Here is a 17,749-nt window from a genome sequence, read left to right as displayed (position 1 = left end):
CTCCTGACACACCCTCACAGGGAGGTACGGCCATGGCGAGGACCAGTGGCTCCGCACGTGCCAAGAACGCCGCCGCGCTCGGCTCGCTGGACTTCGCCCTGGACCGGGGCAGTCCGGTGCCGCTGTACTACCAGCTCGCGCAGCAGCTGGAGGCGGCGATCGAGCACGGGGTCCTCGCCCCGGGCGATCTGCTGGGCAACGAGGTCGACCTGTCCGGCCGCCTGGGCCTGTCCCGGCCCACCGTCCGCCAGGCCATCCAGTCCCTGGTCGACAAGGGCCTTCTGGTGCGCCGCCGCGGCGTCGGCACCCAGGTGGTGCACAGCCAGGTCAAGCGCCCGCTGGAACTCAGCAGCCTCTACGACGACCTGGAGGCGGCCGGGCAGGGGCCGACCACCGAGGTGCTGCGCCACGAGCACCGGCCGGCGTCCGCCGAGGTGGCGGCCGCGCTCGGGGTCGCGGAGGGTGAAGAGGTGGTCGTGCTGGAGCGGCTGCGCAGCACGCACGGCCATCCGGTGGCGTTCCTGTGCAACTACCTGCCCGCCTCCCTGCTCGAACTCGACACCGCCCGGCTGGAGTCGACGGGCCTGTACCGGCTGATGCGCGCCGCCGGCATCACCCTGCACAGCGCCCGGCAGACCGTCGGCGCCCGTTGCGCCACCGCGGAGGAGGCCGCCCGTCTCGCCGAGAAGGAGGGCGCCGCGCTGCTGACCATGCAGCGCACCGCGTACGACGACACCGGCCGGCCGGTCGAGTACGGGACGCACGTCTACCGCGCCTCCCGGTACTCGTTCGACTTCCAGCTGCTGGTCAGACCGTGACGGAGGCGCCGGGGCTGTCGTCGAGGAAGCCGCCCGACTGGTGCTGCCACAGTCTCGCGTAGGCGCCGTCCCGCGCGAGCAGTTCCTGGTGGGTGCCCTGCTCCACGATCCGGCCGCGGTCCAGGACGACGAGCCGGTCCATGGCGGCGACCGTGCTGAGCCGGTGCGCCACCACGAGCGCCGTCCGCCCCTCCATCAGCCGCCACAGCGCCTCCTGGACCAGGACCTCGCTCTCCGAGTCCAGGGCGCTGGTCGCCTCGTCCAGCAGCAGGATCGGCGCGTCGCGCAGGATCGCCCTGGCGAGCGCGACGCGCTGGCGCTGTCCGCCGGAGAGCTTGACGCCGCGTTCGCCGACCATGGTCTCCAGGCCCTCCGGCAGCGCGTCGGCGAACTCCGTGACGTGCGCCGCCTCGGCCGCGGCGCGGATCTCGGCGTCGGTGGCGTCCGGGCGGGCGAAGGCGATGTTCTCCCGCAGCGTGCGGTGGAACATGGCCGGCTCCTGGGGCACGTAGGCGATCAGGCCGCGCAGGTCGGCCTGACGGAGCCGGCTGATGTCCCGGCCCCCGATCAGGATCCGGCCGGCGTCGATGTCGGTCATCCGCAGCAGCAGCCGGGTGAGGGTGGACTTGCCGCCGCCGGACCTGCCGACCAGGCCGATCCGTGCCCCGCCGGGCACGTCCAGGTCCAGGCCCTCGAAGAGCGGTTCGGCGCCCGCGTGGGCGAAGGTGACGCGCTCGAAGCGGATGTCGGCGGCGCGGGTGGGCGGGGGCTGCGGCGACGGCGGGTCGAGCACGGTCGGCGGGGTGTGCAGCAGCTCGGTGAACTGCGCGGCCTCCGTCATGGCGCTCTCCAGGCGCCGGTAGATCTGGTTGAACTCGAACATGATCCGCGTCGCGTTGGTGTAGTAGGTGAAGGCGACCACGACCGCCTCCACGCTGTGGCCGCCCCCGCCGAGCGCGATCGCGAGCAGCAGGCCCAGCGCGTTGGTCAGCACGGACAGCGGCGCTACCAGCGTGTCGATGCGCAGGTTGCCGTAGTCCCACGACTTCAGCGTCAGGCGCCGGGATTGCGCCACGCGGGAGCGGTGCTCGGCCGCCTCGCGTTCCTCGGCGGCGAACGCCCGGACGGTGTCCATGTTCATCAGGCTGTCGGCGACATGGCCTGACACCCGCGCGATCGCCTCCTCGCGCCCGCGCACCAGCGTCTGACGGCGCCGGATGAGGGGCGCCACGCACAGCGCCGTGACGGTGATCATCACCAGCAGCCCGACGACGAGCCACGGCTCGTAGCGCCACAGCACCACCGACCCGAACACCAGCGGCACCAGGCTGCCCACGATCTGGAACGCGACGGTGTCGACGAACACCTCGAAGCGGGAGGCGAAGCTCAGCACCCGCTTGGTCAGCGACCCGGCGAAGTTGTCGTGGAAGAACGCGGCGTCCTTCGCGAACAGCTCGTCCATGCCGATCACGTACAGGTGCTCGATGCCGAGGGCGTCGAGGCGGTTGAGGCAGTGCAGGCCGACGCGCCACAGCGCCTCCGCGAGCAGCAGCACGCCGGCGAAGGCGAGGACGTAGGGCAGCGCCGCGTGGAGGGTGAGCCTCGCGCCGTCGGCGATGCGTCCGGCGAGCTTCGCGACGGCCAGCGGCGCGAGGTAGTTGATGCCGATGTTGCCGAGCGCGGGTAACAGCAGCGCCGGCAGCGTGAGCCACCTCAGCCGGGTCAGCTCCCATCCGTAGTACCGCAGTGCGAGCAGCACCGAGCCCTTGCCCGGCGCGCGTGATTCAGCCGATCCCATGACCACCCCGAGACGTCGTAACGGCAGCCCGCCACGTGCCGCCGCAAGGCCTCGAAGTGTCCCGCGACGCCGCTGAAGCGGTCCATGCGTTTTTCTCGGCCGACGTGGCCTGTCCCGCACCCGCCCGTACGCGCTCGACCTGGGATTTCGGGGGTTTTGCGGGCTCAGTCCAGGGTGACCCAGGTCCCCCGTTCGGCGGAGCGCGTCATGGCGTCGAGTGCCACCGCGCTCGCGACCGCGTCGTCCAGTGTCGCCCCGTGTGCGCCGCCCTCGGCGATGGAGCGCAGGAAGTGGCGGGCCTCCACGACCTTCAGGTCGTCGTAGCCCATGGCGTTGGCCGAACCGGGCTGGAACGCGGCGTACTCGCCGTCGCCCGGGCCGACGTAGCGGGTGGTGACGGGCTGGTCCTGGTAGTCGGTGCCGCGGCTGACGCCGAGTTCGCCCATGCGGCGGAAGTCCCAGAAGAGGGCTCCGCTCGTGCCGTGGATCTCGAAGCCGTAGTTGTTCTGCTCGCCGACCGAGACCCGGCAGGCCTCCAGGACGCCGCGGGCGCCGGAGGCGAAGCGCAGCAGGCAGCTGACGTAGTCGTCGTTCTCCACCGGTCCGAGTTCGCCGCCGGCCGCGCGGGTGTGCCCGGCGGTGGCGCCGGCCGGCCGGGCCCGCTCGGGGACGAAGACGGCCGTGTCCGCGGTCAGGGAGGCGATGTCGCCGAGCAGGCGGCGGGCCAGGTCCACGCCGTGCGAGGCGAGGTCGCCCAGCACTCCGCTGCCGCCGCGCCGGCGCTCGTAGCGCCAGGTCAGGGCACCTTCGGGGTGGGCGGCGTAGTCGCTGAACAGCCGGATGCGGACATGGGTGACGGCGCCGATCGCGCCGGCGGCGATCATCTCGCGGGCCGCCTCGACGGCGGGCGCGTTGCGGTAGTTGAAGCCGACCGTGCCGTGCACGCCGGCCGCGGCGGCGGCACCGGCGACGGCGCGGGCGTCCTCGGCGGTCAGCCCCACCGGTTTCTCGATCCAGATGTGCTTGCCCGCCTCGGCCATCGCCACGCCGATCTCGCGGTGCAGGAAGTTGGGGGCGGTGATGCTCACCGCGTCCACCCGCGGGTCGGCGGCGATCTCGCGCCAGTCGCGGAGCGCGGAGGCGAAGCCGTAGCGCCGGGCGGCCTCCTCGGCGCGGCCGGGCACCTCGTCGGCGACGGCGATCAGTTCCGGCCGCAGCCCCAGCTCGGGGAAGTGGTGCGGCAGGCGGCTGTACGCCTGGGTGTGGACGCGCCCCATCCAGCCGAACCCCACGACGGCGACGCCGAGCGTATTCACCATGACAGCCCTTCTTTGGACCGATCCAAAAGCCTGGGCTCACCATGATCGGCGCTTCCGTGGGATGTCAAGGGCCTGCACCAGGGGCTTTACAGCACAGCACTGTCTATGGAACGGTCCACACCATGAGGTGCACATCATGACCGCTCCGACCATCCGTGACGTCGCCGCGCGGGCCGGCGTCTCCAAGTCCCTGGTCTCGCTGGTGCTGCGCGGCGCCGAGGGCGTGCGGCCGGAGAAGCGGGCGGCGGTGCTCGCCGCGGTCGAGGAGCTCGGCTACCGGCCCAACGCGGCCGCGCGCAGCCTCAGCGAGCGGCGCACCCGCACCGTCGGCGTGCTGCTGAACGACCTGCGCAACCCCTGGTTCGTGGAACTGCTCGACGGCCTGAACTCCCGCCTGTACGACAGCGGTCTGCACACGCTGCTGGCCGACGGCAACCTCAACCGGCGCCTCGGCGAGGACCTCACCCGCACCTTCGCCGAACTGCGCGTCGACGGCCTGGTCGCGGTCGGCACCCTGCACGACCCGGGGGCGCTGCGCGCCGCCGCCGGGCGGGTCCCCACCGTCGTGGCCGGCACCCGCGAACCGGTGCTGCCCGGCGTGGACCTGGTCGCGGGCGACGACGAACTCGGCGCCCGGCTGGCCACCGAGCACCTGATCACCCTCGGCCACCGGCACATCGCCCACATCGCCGGCCGGGGCGCGGTCGGCGACCTGCGCCGCCGCAGCTTCGAGGCCACCATGCGCGAGCACGGGCTGGCCGGCACGGCGGTCGTGGAGCAGGGCGACCTCACCGAGGAGGGCGGCTACCGGGCCGCCGTCCGGCTGCTGAGCCGCCCGCGGCGGCCCACCGCCGTCTTCGCGGTGAACGACATGACCTGCGTCGGCGCCCTGTCCGCCGCCGAGGAGAGCGGCCTGCGGGTCCCCCGCGACCTCTCCCTGGTCGGGTACGACAACACCTACCTCTCCCGCCTGCGGCACCTGTGGCTGACCAGCGTCGACAACGCCGGTCACGAGGTGGGCCGGCGGGCCGCCCGGCGCCTCCTGGAGCGCATCGACGCGCCGGACCGCCCCGCACGGGTCGACCTCGCCACACCGGCGCTGGAGGTCCGCGGCACCACGGCCGCACCGGCGAGCGCCGCCTGACGAGGGCTGCCGCGGCGGTGGGATCCGCGGTCGGCACGCCGGACGGCCCGCTGCAAGGTTTCCGCAAGGCCCCGGCAGGTCTTCCGTCCACCGGCGGGGGCAGAGGCTCGCCGAACGGGCCGAGCCGGGCCCGCACGGACAACGGGGGACATCATGTCGGCATTGCGGAAAGGCACGGAAGCGTCGGCCGAGGGCCGGGAGTGGCTGACGCTCGTCGAGCGCAAGACGGTACTGGTCGTCGTGCACACCCTCACCTACGGAAAGCGGCTGGTCGACGTCCTGTCGCTGCTGGAGGCCGACTTCCGGGTGCAGGTGGTGTTCACCGCCCCGCCGCACGTTTTCGGGGACGAGGTGCCGCGCTTCCTGCAACTGCTGGGCGGCGCGGTGCTGCCCTGGGACGAGGCCGTGCGGATGACGTTCGACCTGGCCCTGGCGGCCGGGCCGCGGGGTGTCGAAAGGATCTCCGCCCCGCTGATCACGCTGCCGCACGGGGCCGGTTACCTCAAGCGTCTGGACTCGGGGCCGCACACCGGGGTGGCCGGGCTGCGCCGGCAGGACCTCGCCCCCGGGGGCCGGCTGCCCGCCGCCGTCGTGGTGCCCCACCACGCCGAACTGGCCGTCCTGGCACGGCACTGCCCGGAGGCGCTCCCGCTCGCCCACGTCGTCGGGGACCCGGTGCACGACCGGATCGCGGCGAGCCTGCCGCTGCGGGCGGACTACCGCCGGGCGCTGGGCCTCGCGGACGACGAGAGACTGGTGGTCGTGGTCTCGACGTGGGGCACTCGCTCGTCCTTCGGCCGGCTCGACGCCCTGCTGCCCCGGCTCGTGGCGGAGCTGCCCCCCGGCCGGTTCCGGTGCGTCGTCCTGGTTCATCCCAACGTGTGGTCAGGGCACGGCGCCTGGCAGGTCAGGGCGTGGCTGGCGCGGTGCGCCGGGCGGGGCGTCACGCTCGTGCCCCCGGAGGCGGACTGGCGCAGTGTCCTGATCGCGGCGGACTGGATCATCGGCGACCACGGTTCCGTGACGCTGTACGGCACGCTCACCGGCGCGCCCATCCTGCTGGCCAGTGCGCCGGAGCGGGAGATCAACCCCGCCTCGCCCGCCGCCGCGCTCGCCGTGACCGCGCCGTTCCTGTCCCCCGCCCATCCGCTCCTCGGCCAGCTGCACTACGCGGCTGACGAATACCACCGGGAGGAGTACGCGGCGATCGCGGCGCGCATCACCTCGGAGCCCGGCCGCTTCAACCGCAACATGCGGCGGCTCATGTACCGCCTGCTGGGACTGGGCCGGCCCGCTCACGAACCGGAGACGGCCGCCCTGCCGGAGCCGCCGTCGCTGACGGCGTGGGCGCGCGGACACCGGGAGGTGCCGGCGTGATGCGTATCGTCTCGGTCCGTCTGGCGACACCGCGGCCGCACGGCTCGGCCCGTCCGGGGACGCCGCCGCACGGCTCGGCCTGTCTGCAGGCGCCGCGGCCGCGCATCCGGGTCCGTCCGGGGACGCCGCCGCCGCACGGCTCGGCCTGTCTGCAGGCGCCGCGGCCGCACAGCTCGGCCCGTCCGGGGACACCGCCGCCGCACGCCGGGATCTTCCGGCACGACGCCGTGCCGGACCTGTGGCTCCGGGTGCGGTCGGCCGGGAGGCACTACCACCTGCTGGCCCACGTCGGCCGCCCGACGCCCGCCGCCGACGGCCCGCCGTACGACACCGACGACGCGGATGGCACCGACGACACGGACGAGCACGTCGCCGCTGAGGTCGCTCCCGGGAGCCGGTGGCCCGCCGTCTGCGCCGACGTGCTGCACGATCGGCATCCGCGCGCGTTCGCCGACGCGGCGCGCCGGCTGGACGACATCGCGGCCGCTCATCCGGGTTGCCGGCTGGTGGCGGCGCCGCTGGCGGCGGGCGGCTGGGCGGTCGCCGGGGGAAGGAGCCGGACGGTGGTGCCGCTGGCCCACCGGGTCCGGCCGGACGAGCCGCTGCTCGCGTCCTGCCTGCACGCCTGGCTGGCGGCGGGACACACGCTGGAGGAGATCCAGGACATCCGGGTGCTGCACGGCACGTGAGGAGGCGGCTCCTACGAGCCCCGCATCCGGCGGGCGTCCGCCGGGCTCGTGGTTTCGTACAGGGCGAGGGCCCGGCCGTGGAAGTCCTCGGCGGCCGTGTCCTCGCCCCGTTCACGCGCGGTGTCGCCGAGCATCTCCAGCGTGCGGGCCTGCCAGTGGACGGCTCCGGAGGCGGTGAACACCGCCAGCGCCTCCTCCAGTTGCGCGGTGCCCGTCTCGTGGTCGCCGGTCCGGGCGCGGGCCCGGCCGAGGAAGGCGAGGGCGCGGGCCGCGTCGTGCGGGTCGGACACGGCGAGGAGTTCGGTCCGAGCCCGGGTGAAGCAGGCGACGGCCCGCTCGGCGTCCTGCCGGGCGAGGGCGACCTCGCCCAGCAGGACTCGGGCCAGGGCGACTCCGCGCCGGTAGCCGCACTTCTCCCAGGTCGCCACCGCGCGGTTCAGGTACGGCACGGCCTCCGCGAAGCGTCCCGCCTCGTAGTGGCAGCCGCCGAGGCCGAGCAGCGCCTGCCCCTCGTCCCGCGCGTCACCGGCCTCCCGGGCCGCCCGCAGGGACGCCGTGTACCACTCGGCGGCGTCGTCGAGCCGGCGGGCGGCGCTCAGACCGATGGCCCCGGAGTTGAGCATCTGCCGTTCGGCCTCCCGGTGTCCGTCCCTGCGGGCGGCTTCCAGGCCGATGCGGTGGGCCTCGATCCACAGGTCGTAGTGGCGCAGCCGGAGGAACAACGGCCACATGGCGTCGACGAGTTGCCAGGCCGTGGAGTGCCAGTCACGCTCGCCGGCCAGCCGCAGGACCGCCATGAGGTGGGTACGCCGGTCGTTCAGCCAGCGCAGCGCCCCGGCCTCGTCCGTGAAGGGGACGGGCAGCCGGGACGGGTGGGCGTAGTCCCGGGGGAGGGTCGACTGGGCCGGTGTGATGCGGCGTTGCGCCTCGGTGGCGGCCCGGAGGTACCAGTCGGCGACCCGCCGGAGCACGCGGTCACGGTCGGCGTCGGTGTCGGTCGCCGTTGCCCGGTCGTGGGCGTGGACGCGGACCAGGTCGTGGAAGCGCACCGTGTCCGGGCCGATCTCCTCGATCACATTGGCCTCGACGAGTTCGTCCAGCCGGTGTTCCGCCCACTCCAACGACTCCGCGCAGGCCGCGGCGACCGTCCGGACGTCGAAGTCGGGCAGGGGCAGCAGGCCGAGCGCCCGGTACGTCCGGGCCGCCTCCGGGCCCAGCACGGCGTACGACGCGTCCAGGGCCTTGCGCACGGTGGCCTCCCCTTCGACTTCCAGTGCGGCCAGGCGGCCGGTGTCGGGCGTGAGCGCGTCCGCGAGTGCGGCGACCGGCTGTCTCGGGCGGGCGGCGAGCCGGGCGGAGGCGAGGCACACGGCGAGGGGCAGGCCCGCGCAGAGGTCGACGATCTGCCGGACGGCGGGCAGTTGACCCGATACGCGGTCCTCTCCCGCACCTCGAACGAACAACTCCATGCCCGCGTCGGGTCCGAGCGCCCGCAACCGGTGGAACTCGGCCCCGTCCAGCCGCAGTCCGGTCAGCCGGTGCCGACTGGTCACCACGACGAGGCCACCGGGCCCGCCGGGCAACAACGGCCGGATCTGCGCCGCGGAGAAGGCGTTGTCCAGCATGACCGCCAACCGCAGGTCCGCGGTGACGGTCCGCCACAGGGACGCCCTTTCCGCCAGTTCCATGGGCACCGCCCAGCCGCCGAGCGACCGCAGGAACCGCCCGAGCACGTCCCCGGGGTCCGCCGGCCCGTCCGCCCGTCCGTCCGCCCGTCCGTCGGCCGGTCCGTCCGCCACGTGTCCGCGCAGGTCGGCGTACAACTGCCCGTCGGGGAGGTCGGACCGGTGCCGATGCAGCCATCGCGAGACCAGGGTGGTCTTGCCGATGCCGGCCGGGCCGTTGACCACGATCAGCGGCTGGGTGGAGCCGGCGTCCGTGTGCCGTGCGAGGAGCCGGTCCAGGGCGGCCAGTTCGTCCTGGCGGTCGGTGAAGTGCGCCGGGACGGGCAGCAGTTGGCGCGGCGTCGGCGGAGGCGGAGGCGGGGCGCTCTCGATCCGGACGCCGCCGTGGATGTCGCGGGCCTGGACGGTGGGGCCGTTGAGCTGGGCCGATCCACTGATGGAATTACGGCTCCGGCTCCCTCGGCCGTCCTGCCCCGCCGCGCTCATGGTGTCCGCCCCCCGGCCGGTCGCCCGTTCCCTCGGTCCAGTCGGTCCTACCCCCGCCGCACCCCGGACGATGCGGACCGCGCGGGCCGGCCGCGCCGCGGAGCCACCTTTCGGCCAGCACGCGGCCGTACCTGGAAACACCCTCCGCCGCCTGTCATGCTCGTCGCTCCATGACATGCCCGATTCCCTCTGCACAGTTCGTCGACGTGGTCGGACCAGCAGGAGGCACTGATGGATTTCCAGCTACTCGGCCCGGTGGGGCTCCGGGTGGACGGTCGGCGGGTGGAACTCGGCTCGGACAAGGAGCGCGCCCTGTTGGCCCTGCTGGCGCTGGACGTGGGCCGGCCCGTGGCGCTGGACGTGCTCGTGGACCGGCTCTGGGACGGTGAACCTCCGGCGCGCGCCCGCGAGAGCGTGCACAGCTATGTCTCGCGGCTGCGCAGGCGGCTGCGGCCGGCCGACCCGTCGCCGGGGCCCGCGCCCCGCATCGTCAGCCGGGCCCACACCTACACGCTGGAGGCCGGCCGCGAACACGTGGACTGGCACCGGTTCCTGCATCTCGTGACCCGGGCCGGCGTCCTCGCCGCGAGCGGTGACGACGAACGGACGACCGCCGTGCTGGAGCGCGCCGAACGCCTGTGGCGGGGCGAGGCCCTGGCCGGGCTGCCCGGCCAGTGGCCCGGGACCGTGCGCCGGACGCTGGCGGAACGGCGGCTGGCCGCCACCGTCTCCCGGATCGCCGCCGCCCTGCGGCTGGGCCGGTTCGCGGAGGTGAGCGCGGAGCTGCGCGCGCTCGTCGACCGGCATCCGGGTGACGAGACCCTGGCGGGTCAGCTGATGCTGGCGTACTACGGCGGCAACCGCTACACCGACGCGCTGCGGGTGCACCAGGAGATCCGCCGGCTGCTGATGACGCAGTACGGCTCGCGTCCCGGTGCCGAGCTGAACCGCATCCACCGCGGCATTCTCGACCGCGCCCCGGTCGCCGACCTGGTCCGGGGCAGGCAACCACCCTCGCCCCGGCAGACCGCGCCCCCGACCCCGCCTGCTCCTGCTCCTGCTCCTGTTCCTGGTCCTGCGCCTGTCCTTTTGTCTCCGTCCGCGCCTACGCCTCCGTCCGCTCCGAGGAACCTGCCGCACCAGCCGCCGCTGGTCGGCCGTCACACGGAACTGCGGGCGCTGAGCGCGGCGGTCGAGGCGGCGGCCGAGGACGGCTCGGTGATCAGCCTGGAGTGCGTCAGCACCATCAGCGGCATGGCCGGGATCGGCAAGACCGCCGTGGCCGTGCACGGCGCGCACCGGCTGGCGGAACGGTTCCCCGACGCCCAGCTGTACCTGGACCTGCGCGGCCACTCCCCGGCCGGCGATCCGCTGGGGCCCGGGGCCGCCCTGGCCACGCTGCTCAGACTGCTGGGCGCCCCGGCGGATTCCATCCCCGTCGAGCTGGAGGGTCGTACCGCGCTGTGGCGGACCATGCTGGCCGGGCGCCGGGCGGTGATCGTCCTCGACGACGCGGTGAGCGCCGCGCAGATCCGGCCGCTGCTGCCGGGCGGCTCGCCCTCGTTGACGATCATCACCAGCCGACGCCACCTGCCCGGTCTGCCGCACGCCCGGCACATCCCGCTGGACGTGCTGCCGACGGACGACGCCATCGCCCTGTTCCGCGCGTTCGCCGGCCGGGAGCGGACCCAGGACGCCGAGCAGACCGCCCTGATCGCGCGATTATGCGGCTTTCTTCCGCTCGCCATCGAGCTGGTGGCGGGCCGTTTCCGCGCCCATCCGGCCTGGACGCTCACCACCCTCGCCGACCGCCTGACCCGCGCCGAGGGCAGGCTGGGCGAGATCCGGGACACGGAGAAGGAGATGGTCCGCGCCTTCGACCTGACGTACCAGACCCTCACGGAGGAGCAGCGCGCCGCGTTCCGCCGGCTCAGCCTGCACCCCGGCCCGGACCTCACGACGGAGTCGGCGGCCGCCGCACTGGGCCTCGGCCCCACCGCCGCGGAACGGATGCTGGAGTCGCTGCTGGCCTGCCATCTGCTGCGCGAACCGGTCCCGGACCGGTACCAGTTCCACGACCTGCTGCGGGAGTACGGCCACTCCAGGTCCCGTGCCGACGACACCGACCGGGAGCGCGCCGACGTGCTGCGGCGCCTGCTGGACTTCTACGTCGACGCCGCCGACCGTGCCGACCGCGTCGCCTACCCCCGCCGTACCAGGACCGCCCCGCCGCGAGACCGCGGCCACGACCGGCCGCCGCACTGGCCGGGCGCCGACGCGGCGCGGTCCTGGCTGACCGCCGAGCGGGCGAACCTGCTGGCCATGGAGGGGCACGCGCGCAGCCAGGGCCACCCCGGCCCCGCCGCCCGGCTCGCCTATGCCATGGCCGGCCACCTCAACGAGGAGTGCCACTGGCACGACGCCCGGATCGTGCTGGAGAACGCCGTCGACCACTGGTCCCGGACCGGCGAGCAGGCCGCGCTGTGCCGCGCCCTGCTCCAGCTCAGCGCGGTCCACGCGCATACCGCCCGCTACCAGGAGGCCGCCGACAGCGGCGACCGGGCCCTGCGCATCGCGCGCGCGACGGGGGACGCGGAGGCGGAGGCCGAGGTGCTGCGTACGCTCGGCACCCTGCACTGGCACCTGGGCGACCACCGGGCGGCACTCGCCCTCTTCCAGAAGTCGTACGCCATCGTCGCGGTGTCCGGGGATTCCCAGGCCCGCGCGCGCCTGCACAACAACATGGCGGTCACCCTGCTGTTCCTCGGGGACCACGATCGCGCGCTGGAACATTTCGACAAGGCCCTGCACGGATTCACCGAGGCCGGCGATCACGCGGCCGTGGGCAAGACGCTCAACAACATGGGCGACCTGCACATGCGCCGCGGAGACCCGCGGTCCGCCCGCCGCTCGCTGGAGGAGGCACTCGCGATTCTCGAACACGGCGGAAACCGCTACGACCGCGCCACGGTTCGCAGCAGCCTGGCCGACGCGCTGACGGAAATGGGCGACATCTCCGCGGCACTCCGGCTCTACCGGGAGACCCTCGCGGAATTCGGCGCACTCGATGACCGCAAGAGCCAGGCCGACGCCTTGATCGGCCTGGGCGAGGCGCACCGCAGAGCGGGCGACGCGGAGGAGGCGGTGCGGCATCTGGCGGAGGCCCTGGACGTCGCCCGCCTGATCGGCGCCGCGCACCAGGAGATACGGGCGCTGCGGGGTATCGGGCAAGCCCATCTCGACGCGGGCCGGCCCGGCCCGGCGAGGGAGCACCTCAAGGCCGCGATCGCCATGGCCGAGCGCACCCACGACCTCGACGAGAAGGCGCGGGCGGAGAGCGTTCTGACACGCGCCCTGAGCGGCAACTACCGGCAAAGACAGTGAACTTGCTTCGATTTCACAGGAAGCTGATCATCAGATAATCTCCCTGGCCTGATAATGGATCAAGGGAGAGTGCTGTTCACGTGAGGATGATGCGCATCTGCACCGTCATCGCCGGCTTGGTCGTCGCCTTCGCCGTTCTCGGCGCGGCGAGCGCTACGGCAGCGGAGCCGGTCTCCGACAAGGACGGATGCATCATGATGCGGGATCAGTGAAAGGGCTGCGCCACGCACCGGGGTGACAGCACCCACCGTCACCCCACCCTTCGGACGGGCGGTGCCGAGCGCGCACGGCACTCGCGGTACAGGCCGCCCTGGACGCGGACTTCCGCACCGACTTCGCGGCGGTGACAGACGCCGGACCGAGGCCGCCCTCCTCCCCTCTCGCCGACCGGGCAAGCGTCAGATGTGGTGGTTGCTGCGGCCGGGCAGGGCCGGCAGCGACACCGCCACCGACCACACCGCATCGGCGCAGCCCGCGCCACCGGACTGCGCAGTCTTCCCCTCCACGACAGCTCGCAGAACCAGATCTGGCTGGAGATCGCCCAGATCGCCCTCGAACGAACGCTGGTTGACCAGCGACCGCCCCGTCCCCCTTGGTGCAGGAGGGCACTCACGGCGTCAAGACTGGGATTCCTCCAGTCTGACGACAGTGGTGTCCGCGCCGTGCTGCTCAGCGTGTGCTGTGACGAAAGGCTCGTTGTCTTCCACGACTTCGCCGTCCACGACTTCCCCATCCATCACTCGGTACGACGGTTCCGCCAGTGGCAGGCTGGCGAGGTGCTTCTTGAGCCTCCGGACCATCGGAAGGTAGGTCGCAAAGGTGAGCCCGCCGGCGACAACGGCCCCGATGAGAGGGATGGCCTTCGAGACCCCCGTCGCAAAGGACTGCTTTGTCATCTGGACGCCGAGGTATGCCGCAACCTTTTTGACTATCGGGTAGATGACACCCTGAGTGAGTGCCTTCTGGGGCAGCTTCTTGGCGACCTGCTTCGACATCATCCCGGCAACCTTGCCGACAGCGGCGTTCGCCGACTGGGTGCCGAACATCACGCCGAAGAACAGCGTGAGCACCCCCATGGTCGCGTCATCGACGTCATCGCCCTCGTCGGAGAACAGATCGGGCCAGCTGTAAAGGTATGCGAGTTTCTGTGCGATACGCACCATGTGGCCGAAGTATTGGGCCACGTCGGCGGGCACAGTGGCGGGAAGGGCGAGGATGCCGGGTATGCCGGCAGCGGCTGAGAGAGCGCTCACCTTGGCGGTTTCGTAGCGAATTGAATCGTTGGCCACCTTGTCGAGCACCTCGGGAGCGATGCCCGCCGCAGCGGGGGTCTCTTCTATCGCTCGTCGGATGTCGTCCTCGGAACAGTGGCGAGCCAGCGCACTTCGGAGGTACGCCTCCCGGTGGATACGCACACCCGGAAGCTTCGCTGCCGCCAGCAGCACCGCGGAGAAACGCGACTCGGGGTTCTCGACCTCTTTACCCTGCTTCATGGCGGAAATCTACAGTGGCTTCGCACTCCAAGGGCCGGGCTGCGGGAACTCGTTGAGAGCCGAGCCCTCTTCTTGCCACGTGGCGCCGCATCAGCCGTCGTGGACCGCCGCACGAATGTTGATGACCGGCGTCGCCGTTCACGGAGCGACCGCGCACACGAGGAACGTCCCGATGTGCCCAGGCTCAGGAGCATCGAGGACACGCGCGTCGGCCGTGGCGAACCCGGCCCGGGTGAGCAGGCGCTCCCAGACGGCCGGTCGGTAGCTGTAGCGGTAGGTGAACATCGCCTTGCCGGCGAAGCCTCCCTTGTACATGCCCTGCGGCCCGTACGCGCCAGGAACGGCCGACGGCTGGGAGAAGACGAAGACGCCGCCGGAGGTGAGCCGTCGGCGCTCGTCCACGCCGCAGCTCCTCCCGGACGACCATCCCCGTCACCAGACTCCACCGGGCGAACGCACAGCCCGAAAACCGGTCACGCCCGAGACCACGTACAAGCGCGCCGGTCGCGTGTACAGCCCGCACCGGTCAGCACGTCGCCGCTGTTCAACGCTACGCAGAGTCCGCGACCGTTGACTGCGTGAAGTCAGCGACTCCCCCGAACGAGCATGTGCCACAGCGTCTCGCGCCCGAACGCGAGTTCACCATGCGCTTCACCTCGACCCCACGCGGTGCGCGCCTCGCCCGCCGACTCGTCTCGCACCGCCTGGACGACTGCTGGGTTCTCGTGATCGTCGGGGGTTTGTCGGCGTCGGCCGCCGCGTGTGCCGAGCATGTGCCGCATGGGGCGACCGGTCCGGGCGGAAGATGGTCGAAGGGCCCCACCCCGCTGTGCGGGGTGGGGCCCTTCGATCTGCGACTACGGAGCGGAGCTCCTGTCGGGACGACAGGATTTGAACCTGCGACCCCTTGACCCCCAGTCAAGTGCGCTACCAAGCTGCGCCACGTCCCGGTGCGTCGCACACGGTCGGCCGTGTGATCGCGCGGGCCCTACTTTACCCCACGCGCGGGCCCGGGCCGAAGCGGGCGCGGGGGCGCGGGGGCGTGCGGGCGCGGGGGCGCGGGGGCGCGGGGGCGCGGGACAATCGGCTCATGGATGACACGGGCTCCAGGCGGCAGGCGGGCGTGCGGGACCGGGACGGTGCGGGGCGGGCGCGCAGCGCGCGCCCCCGGGACGGGCTCGGGCGGCCCCTGCCGTACGGGGCCCAGGGCGTGGCCCGGCAGCCCGAGGGGGTCGTGCGCACGCCGGAACGGACGGTGGCCGACGCCCAGGAGCTGCTGGACGCGGGCCGGCCCTTCCACGCGCACGAGGTGTTCGAGGACGCCTGGAAGTCGGGGCCCGAACAGGAGCGGGGGTTGTGGCGCGGCCTGGCCCAGCTCGCCGTGGGGCTCACGCACGCCGCCCGGGGGAACGTCACGGGCGGCGCCCGGCTGCTGCGGCGGGGCGCCGGGAACCTCGCGGAGTGGGCGGCGCGCTCGGGGGTGCGGCGGCCGTACGGGATGGATCTCGCGGGGGTGGACGTCTGGGCGCGGGAGCTGGCCGACGCCGTGGAGCGGGACGGCGGGGTCGTGGATCCGGCGGCGCGGGCGCCCAGGCTGCGGTGAGGCGGCCGGGCGGGGCGGACGCGGTGCGAATGCCTGCCGGGGTGGACGCGGTGCGGGCGTTGTCGGTGGCGTGCGGCAGACTCGGGGCGTGCGAAAGATTCATGTCATCGGTATCGGCGCGGGCGACCCCGACCAGCTGACCCTGCAGGCGGTCAAGGTGCTGCGCGGCACGGACGTCTTCTTCGTCCTGGACAAGGGCGAGGTGAAGAACGACCTCACCCGGCTGCGCCGGGACATGCTGGACGCGCACCTGCCGCAGGGGTCGTACCGGGTGGTCGAGGCGCGGGACCCGGAGCGGGACCGCAGCGCGGGCGGGGCCGCCTACTCCCCCGCCGTCGGGGACTGGCGCAGCGCCCGCGCCGGCATCTACGAGCGGCTGATCGCCGAGGAGCTGGGCGAGGACCAGAGCGGGGCGTTCCTGGTGTGGGGGGACCCCGCGCTGTACGACAGCACGCTCGGGATCCTGGAGGAGGTGCTGGCGCGGGGCGTGGTCGCCTTCGAGTACGACGTCGTGCCGGGCATCAGCAGCGTCTCGGCGCTCGTCGCCCGGCACCGCGTCGGCCTGAACCGGGTCGCCCGTCCGGTCCAGATCACCACCGGCCGGCGGCTCGCGGAGGGGTTCCCGGAGGACGTGGACGACGTGGTCGTGATGCTGGACGCCCACCAGACGTTCCGGCAGTACGCCGACCAGGACATCGACATCTACTGGGGGGCGTACATAGGCACGCCGGACGAGATCCTGGTCTCCGGCCCGATCGCGGAGGCCGCCGGCCGGATCGAGCGGCTGCGGGCCGAGGCCCGCGAGCGCAAGGGCTGGATCATGGACACGTATCTGCTGCGGCGGCACCGCGGTCAGTAGTGCGCAGCGGGCGGGCGCCGGTCACGGCGCGGTGAGGCCGAGGCGGGCGAGCACCCCGGCCACGTCGGGGACCGCGGTCACGCCGTGCGGCAGCGGTGGCCGCTGTACGACCACGACGGGCAGGGCGAGTCGGCGCGCGGCCGTCAGTTTGGCGGCCGTCGCCTCTCCCCCGCTGTCCTTGGTCACCACCACGTCGACCAGGAACTCCCGCAGCAGCGCGGTCTCGTCGGCCACCGTGAACGGCCCGCGGGCGAGCAGCACCTCGGTGTGCGGCGGCACGGGCGGCTCGGGCGGTTCCACCGAGCGTACGACGAATTGGAGTTCCGCCAGGTGGGCGAAGGCGGCGAGGCCCAGGCGCCCCGTGGTGAGGAACACCCGGCGGCCGAGCGAGGGCAGCAGGCCGGCCGCCGCGGTGAGCGACGGAACCGGGTACCAGCGGTCGCCGGGGCCGGGCTGCCAGCCGGGGCGGCGCAGCACCACGGCCGGCACGCCGGTCTCCGCCGCGGCCCGTGCCGCGTTCGCGGTGATCGACTCGGCGAACGGGTGGGTGGCGTCGACGAGGGCGTCCACGCGCTCTTCGCGCAGCCAGCCGACCAGGCCCGGCACGCCGCCGAATCCGCCGACGCGCACCTCTCCCGCCAGCGTGCCCGGCCGTTTCACGCGCCCGGCGAGGGATGTGGTGACGCGCGTGCCGGGGCGTGCGGTGAGGACGGCGGCCAGTTCGCGGGCCTCGGCGGTGCCGCCGAGGATCAGGACGTGCGGGGACATGCCAGGAGCGTACGAGGTCCGCGGGCGGACAGGGGCGAGGGCCACCGCCCCGAGGCTGCCGCGGACACGGGCGGGCGGCCGCCCGGAACGGACGGACGCCCGCGATCGCGCTGTCGTCAGCCCTGACGGGCCTTGAAGCGCGGGTCCTTCTTGTCGAGCACGTAGGTGACGCCCCGCCGGCGGACCACCCGGGCGCCGGGGCGGGACTTCAGCGCGCGCACGGACTTGCGCACCTTCATGGGTGGACTCTCTCCTCGTTCTCCGGGGCTCACCGGAGGTCTGCCGAGGTTCCCCAGGGTTCCTGGCGGTTCGCCGGGATTCCCTTC

14 protein-coding genes, 1 tRNA gene and 2 pseudogenes are annotated in these 17,749 nt (G+C 73.3%); 9 read left to right on the top strand and 8 right to left on the bottom strand.

What is annotated here, in order from left to right:
* Window positions 1–32: 32 nt before the first annotated feature.
* Window positions 33–818 (top strand): GntR family transcriptional regulator, encoded by a 786-nt coding sequence (locus tag VKA29_RS14090; protein ID WP_324785851.1) that lies wholly within the window; start codon window positions 33–35, stop codon window positions 816–818.
* On the opposite strand, the gene VKA29_RS14085 is transcribed toward VKA29_RS14090, so the two are convergent.
* Window positions 808–2,616 (bottom strand): ABC transporter ATP-binding protein, encoded by a 1,809-nt coding sequence (locus VKA29_RS14085; RefSeq protein WP_324785850.1) that lies wholly within the window; start codon window positions 2,614–2,616, stop codon window positions 808–810. The genes VKA29_RS14090 and VKA29_RS14085 overlap by 11 nt on opposite strands.
* A 164-nt stretch (window positions 2,617–2,780) precedes the next feature.
* Window positions 2,781–3,935, bottom strand: a complete 1,155-nt coding sequence (locus VKA29_RS14080; protein WP_324785849.1) for a Gfo/Idh/MocA family oxidoreductase — start codon at window positions 3,933–3,935, stop codon at window positions 2,781–2,783.
* 136 nt (window positions 3,936–4,071) lie between these two features.
* On the opposite strand from VKA29_RS14080, the gene VKA29_RS14075 reads away from it, so the two are divergent.
* From VKA29_RS14075 to VKA29_RS14065, 3 genes are all read left to right on the top strand, one after another.
* Window positions 4,072–5,079 carry a LacI family DNA-binding transcriptional regulator gene (locus VKA29_RS14075; protein WP_324785848.1) on the top strand — a complete coding sequence of 336 codons (1,008 nt, stop codon included), beginning with the start codon at window positions 4,072–4,074 and terminating at the stop codon, window positions 5,077–5,079.
* A 153-nt stretch (window positions 5,080–5,232) separates the two neighbouring features.
* Window positions 5,233–6,456 carry a hypothetical protein gene (locus VKA29_RS14070; protein ID WP_324785847.1) on the top strand — a complete coding sequence of 408 codons (1,224 nt, stop codon included), beginning with the start codon at window positions 5,233–5,235 and terminating at the stop codon, window positions 6,454–6,456.
* Window positions 6,456–7,145 (top strand): hypothetical protein, encoded by a 690-nt coding sequence (locus VKA29_RS14065; protein ID WP_324785846.1) that lies wholly within the window; start codon window positions 6,456–6,458, stop codon window positions 7,143–7,145. Before VKA29_RS14070 ends, VKA29_RS14065 begins: the two co-directional genes overlap by 1 nt.
* 11 nt (window positions 7,146–7,156) lie before the next feature.
* Here the strand turns inward: VKA29_RS14065 and VKA29_RS14060 are convergent, their stop codons facing one another.
* Entirely contained in the window at window positions 7,157–9,316 is a 2,160-nt protein-coding gene (locus VKA29_RS14060) for a tetratricopeptide repeat protein (RefSeq protein ID WP_324785844.1), read from the bottom strand.
* A 231-nt stretch (window positions 9,317–9,547) separates the two neighbouring features.
* On the opposite strand from VKA29_RS14060, the gene VKA29_RS14055 reads away from it, so the two are divergent.
* Window positions 9,548–12,700 carry an AfsR/SARP family transcriptional regulator gene (locus tag VKA29_RS14055; RefSeq protein WP_324785843.1) on the top strand — a complete coding sequence of 1,051 codons (3,153 nt, stop codon included), beginning with the start codon at window positions 9,548–9,550 and terminating at the stop codon, window positions 12,698–12,700.
* An 80-nt stretch (window positions 12,701–12,780) separates the two neighbouring features.
* Window positions 12,781–12,912 carry a hypothetical protein gene (locus tag VKA29_RS14050; protein WP_324785841.1) on the top strand — a complete coding sequence of 44 codons (132 nt, stop codon included), beginning with the start codon at window positions 12,781–12,783 and terminating at the stop codon, window positions 12,910–12,912.
* Between the two features lie 405 nt (window positions 12,913–13,317).
* On the opposite strand, the gene VKA29_RS14045 is transcribed toward VKA29_RS14050, so the two are convergent.
* A complete protein-coding gene (locus VKA29_RS14045; RefSeq protein WP_324785840.1) occupies window positions 13,318–14,193 on the bottom strand; it encodes a hypothetical protein in 876 nt (291 codons plus the stop codon).
* 138 nt (window positions 14,194–14,331) lie between these two features.
* Window positions 14,332–14,586, bottom strand: a pseudogene (locus tag VKA29_RS14040) (SAM-dependent methyltransferase); the annotation flags it as partial.
* Between the two features lie 251 nt (window positions 14,587–14,837).
* Between VKA29_RS14040 and VKA29_RS36965 the strand changes: the two are divergent.
* Window positions 14,838–14,906: pseudogene (locus VKA29_RS36965) on the top strand (ATP-binding protein); the annotation flags it as partial.
* Window positions 14,907–15,069: 163 nt separating this feature from the next.
* On the opposite strand, the gene VKA29_RS14030 reads toward VKA29_RS36965, so the two are convergent.
* Window positions 15,070–15,143 (bottom strand) — tRNA-Pro (locus VKA29_RS14030).
* A 140-nt stretch (window positions 15,144–15,283) separates the two neighbouring features.
* Here VKA29_RS14030 and VKA29_RS14025 point away from each other — a divergent pair.
* Entirely contained in the window at window positions 15,284–15,796 is a 513-nt protein-coding gene (locus VKA29_RS14025) for a DUF309 domain-containing protein (protein WP_324785839.1), read from the top strand.
* 88 nt (window positions 15,797–15,884) lie between these two features.
* Complete coding sequence (gene cobF / locus VKA29_RS14020; RefSeq protein ID WP_324785838.1) at window positions 15,885–16,655, top strand: precorrin-6A synthase (deacetylating); 771 nt, start codon at window positions 15,885–15,887, stop codon at window positions 16,653–16,655.
* 21 nt (window positions 16,656–16,676) lie between these two features.
* Here the strand turns inward: cobF and VKA29_RS14015 are convergent, their stop codons facing one another.
* Entirely contained in the window at window positions 16,677–17,423 is a 747-nt protein-coding gene (locus tag VKA29_RS14015) for a cobalt-precorrin-6A reductase (RefSeq protein ID WP_324785837.1), read from the bottom strand.
* 116 nt (window positions 17,424–17,539) lie between these two features.
* Window positions 17,540–17,662 (bottom strand): ribosomal protein bL36, encoded by a 123-nt coding sequence (locus VKA29_RS14010; RefSeq protein WP_324785836.1) that lies wholly within the window; start codon window positions 17,660–17,662, stop codon window positions 17,540–17,542.
* Between the last annotated feature and the right edge of the window lie 87 nt (window positions 17,663–17,749).

The organism is Streptomyces sp. H51 (assembly GCF_035656535.1).
Taxonomy (GTDB): Bacteria; Actinomycetota; Actinomycetes; order Streptomycetales; family Streptomycetaceae; genus Streptomyces.
This window is presented reverse-complemented; position numbering and strand designations above follow the sequence as displayed.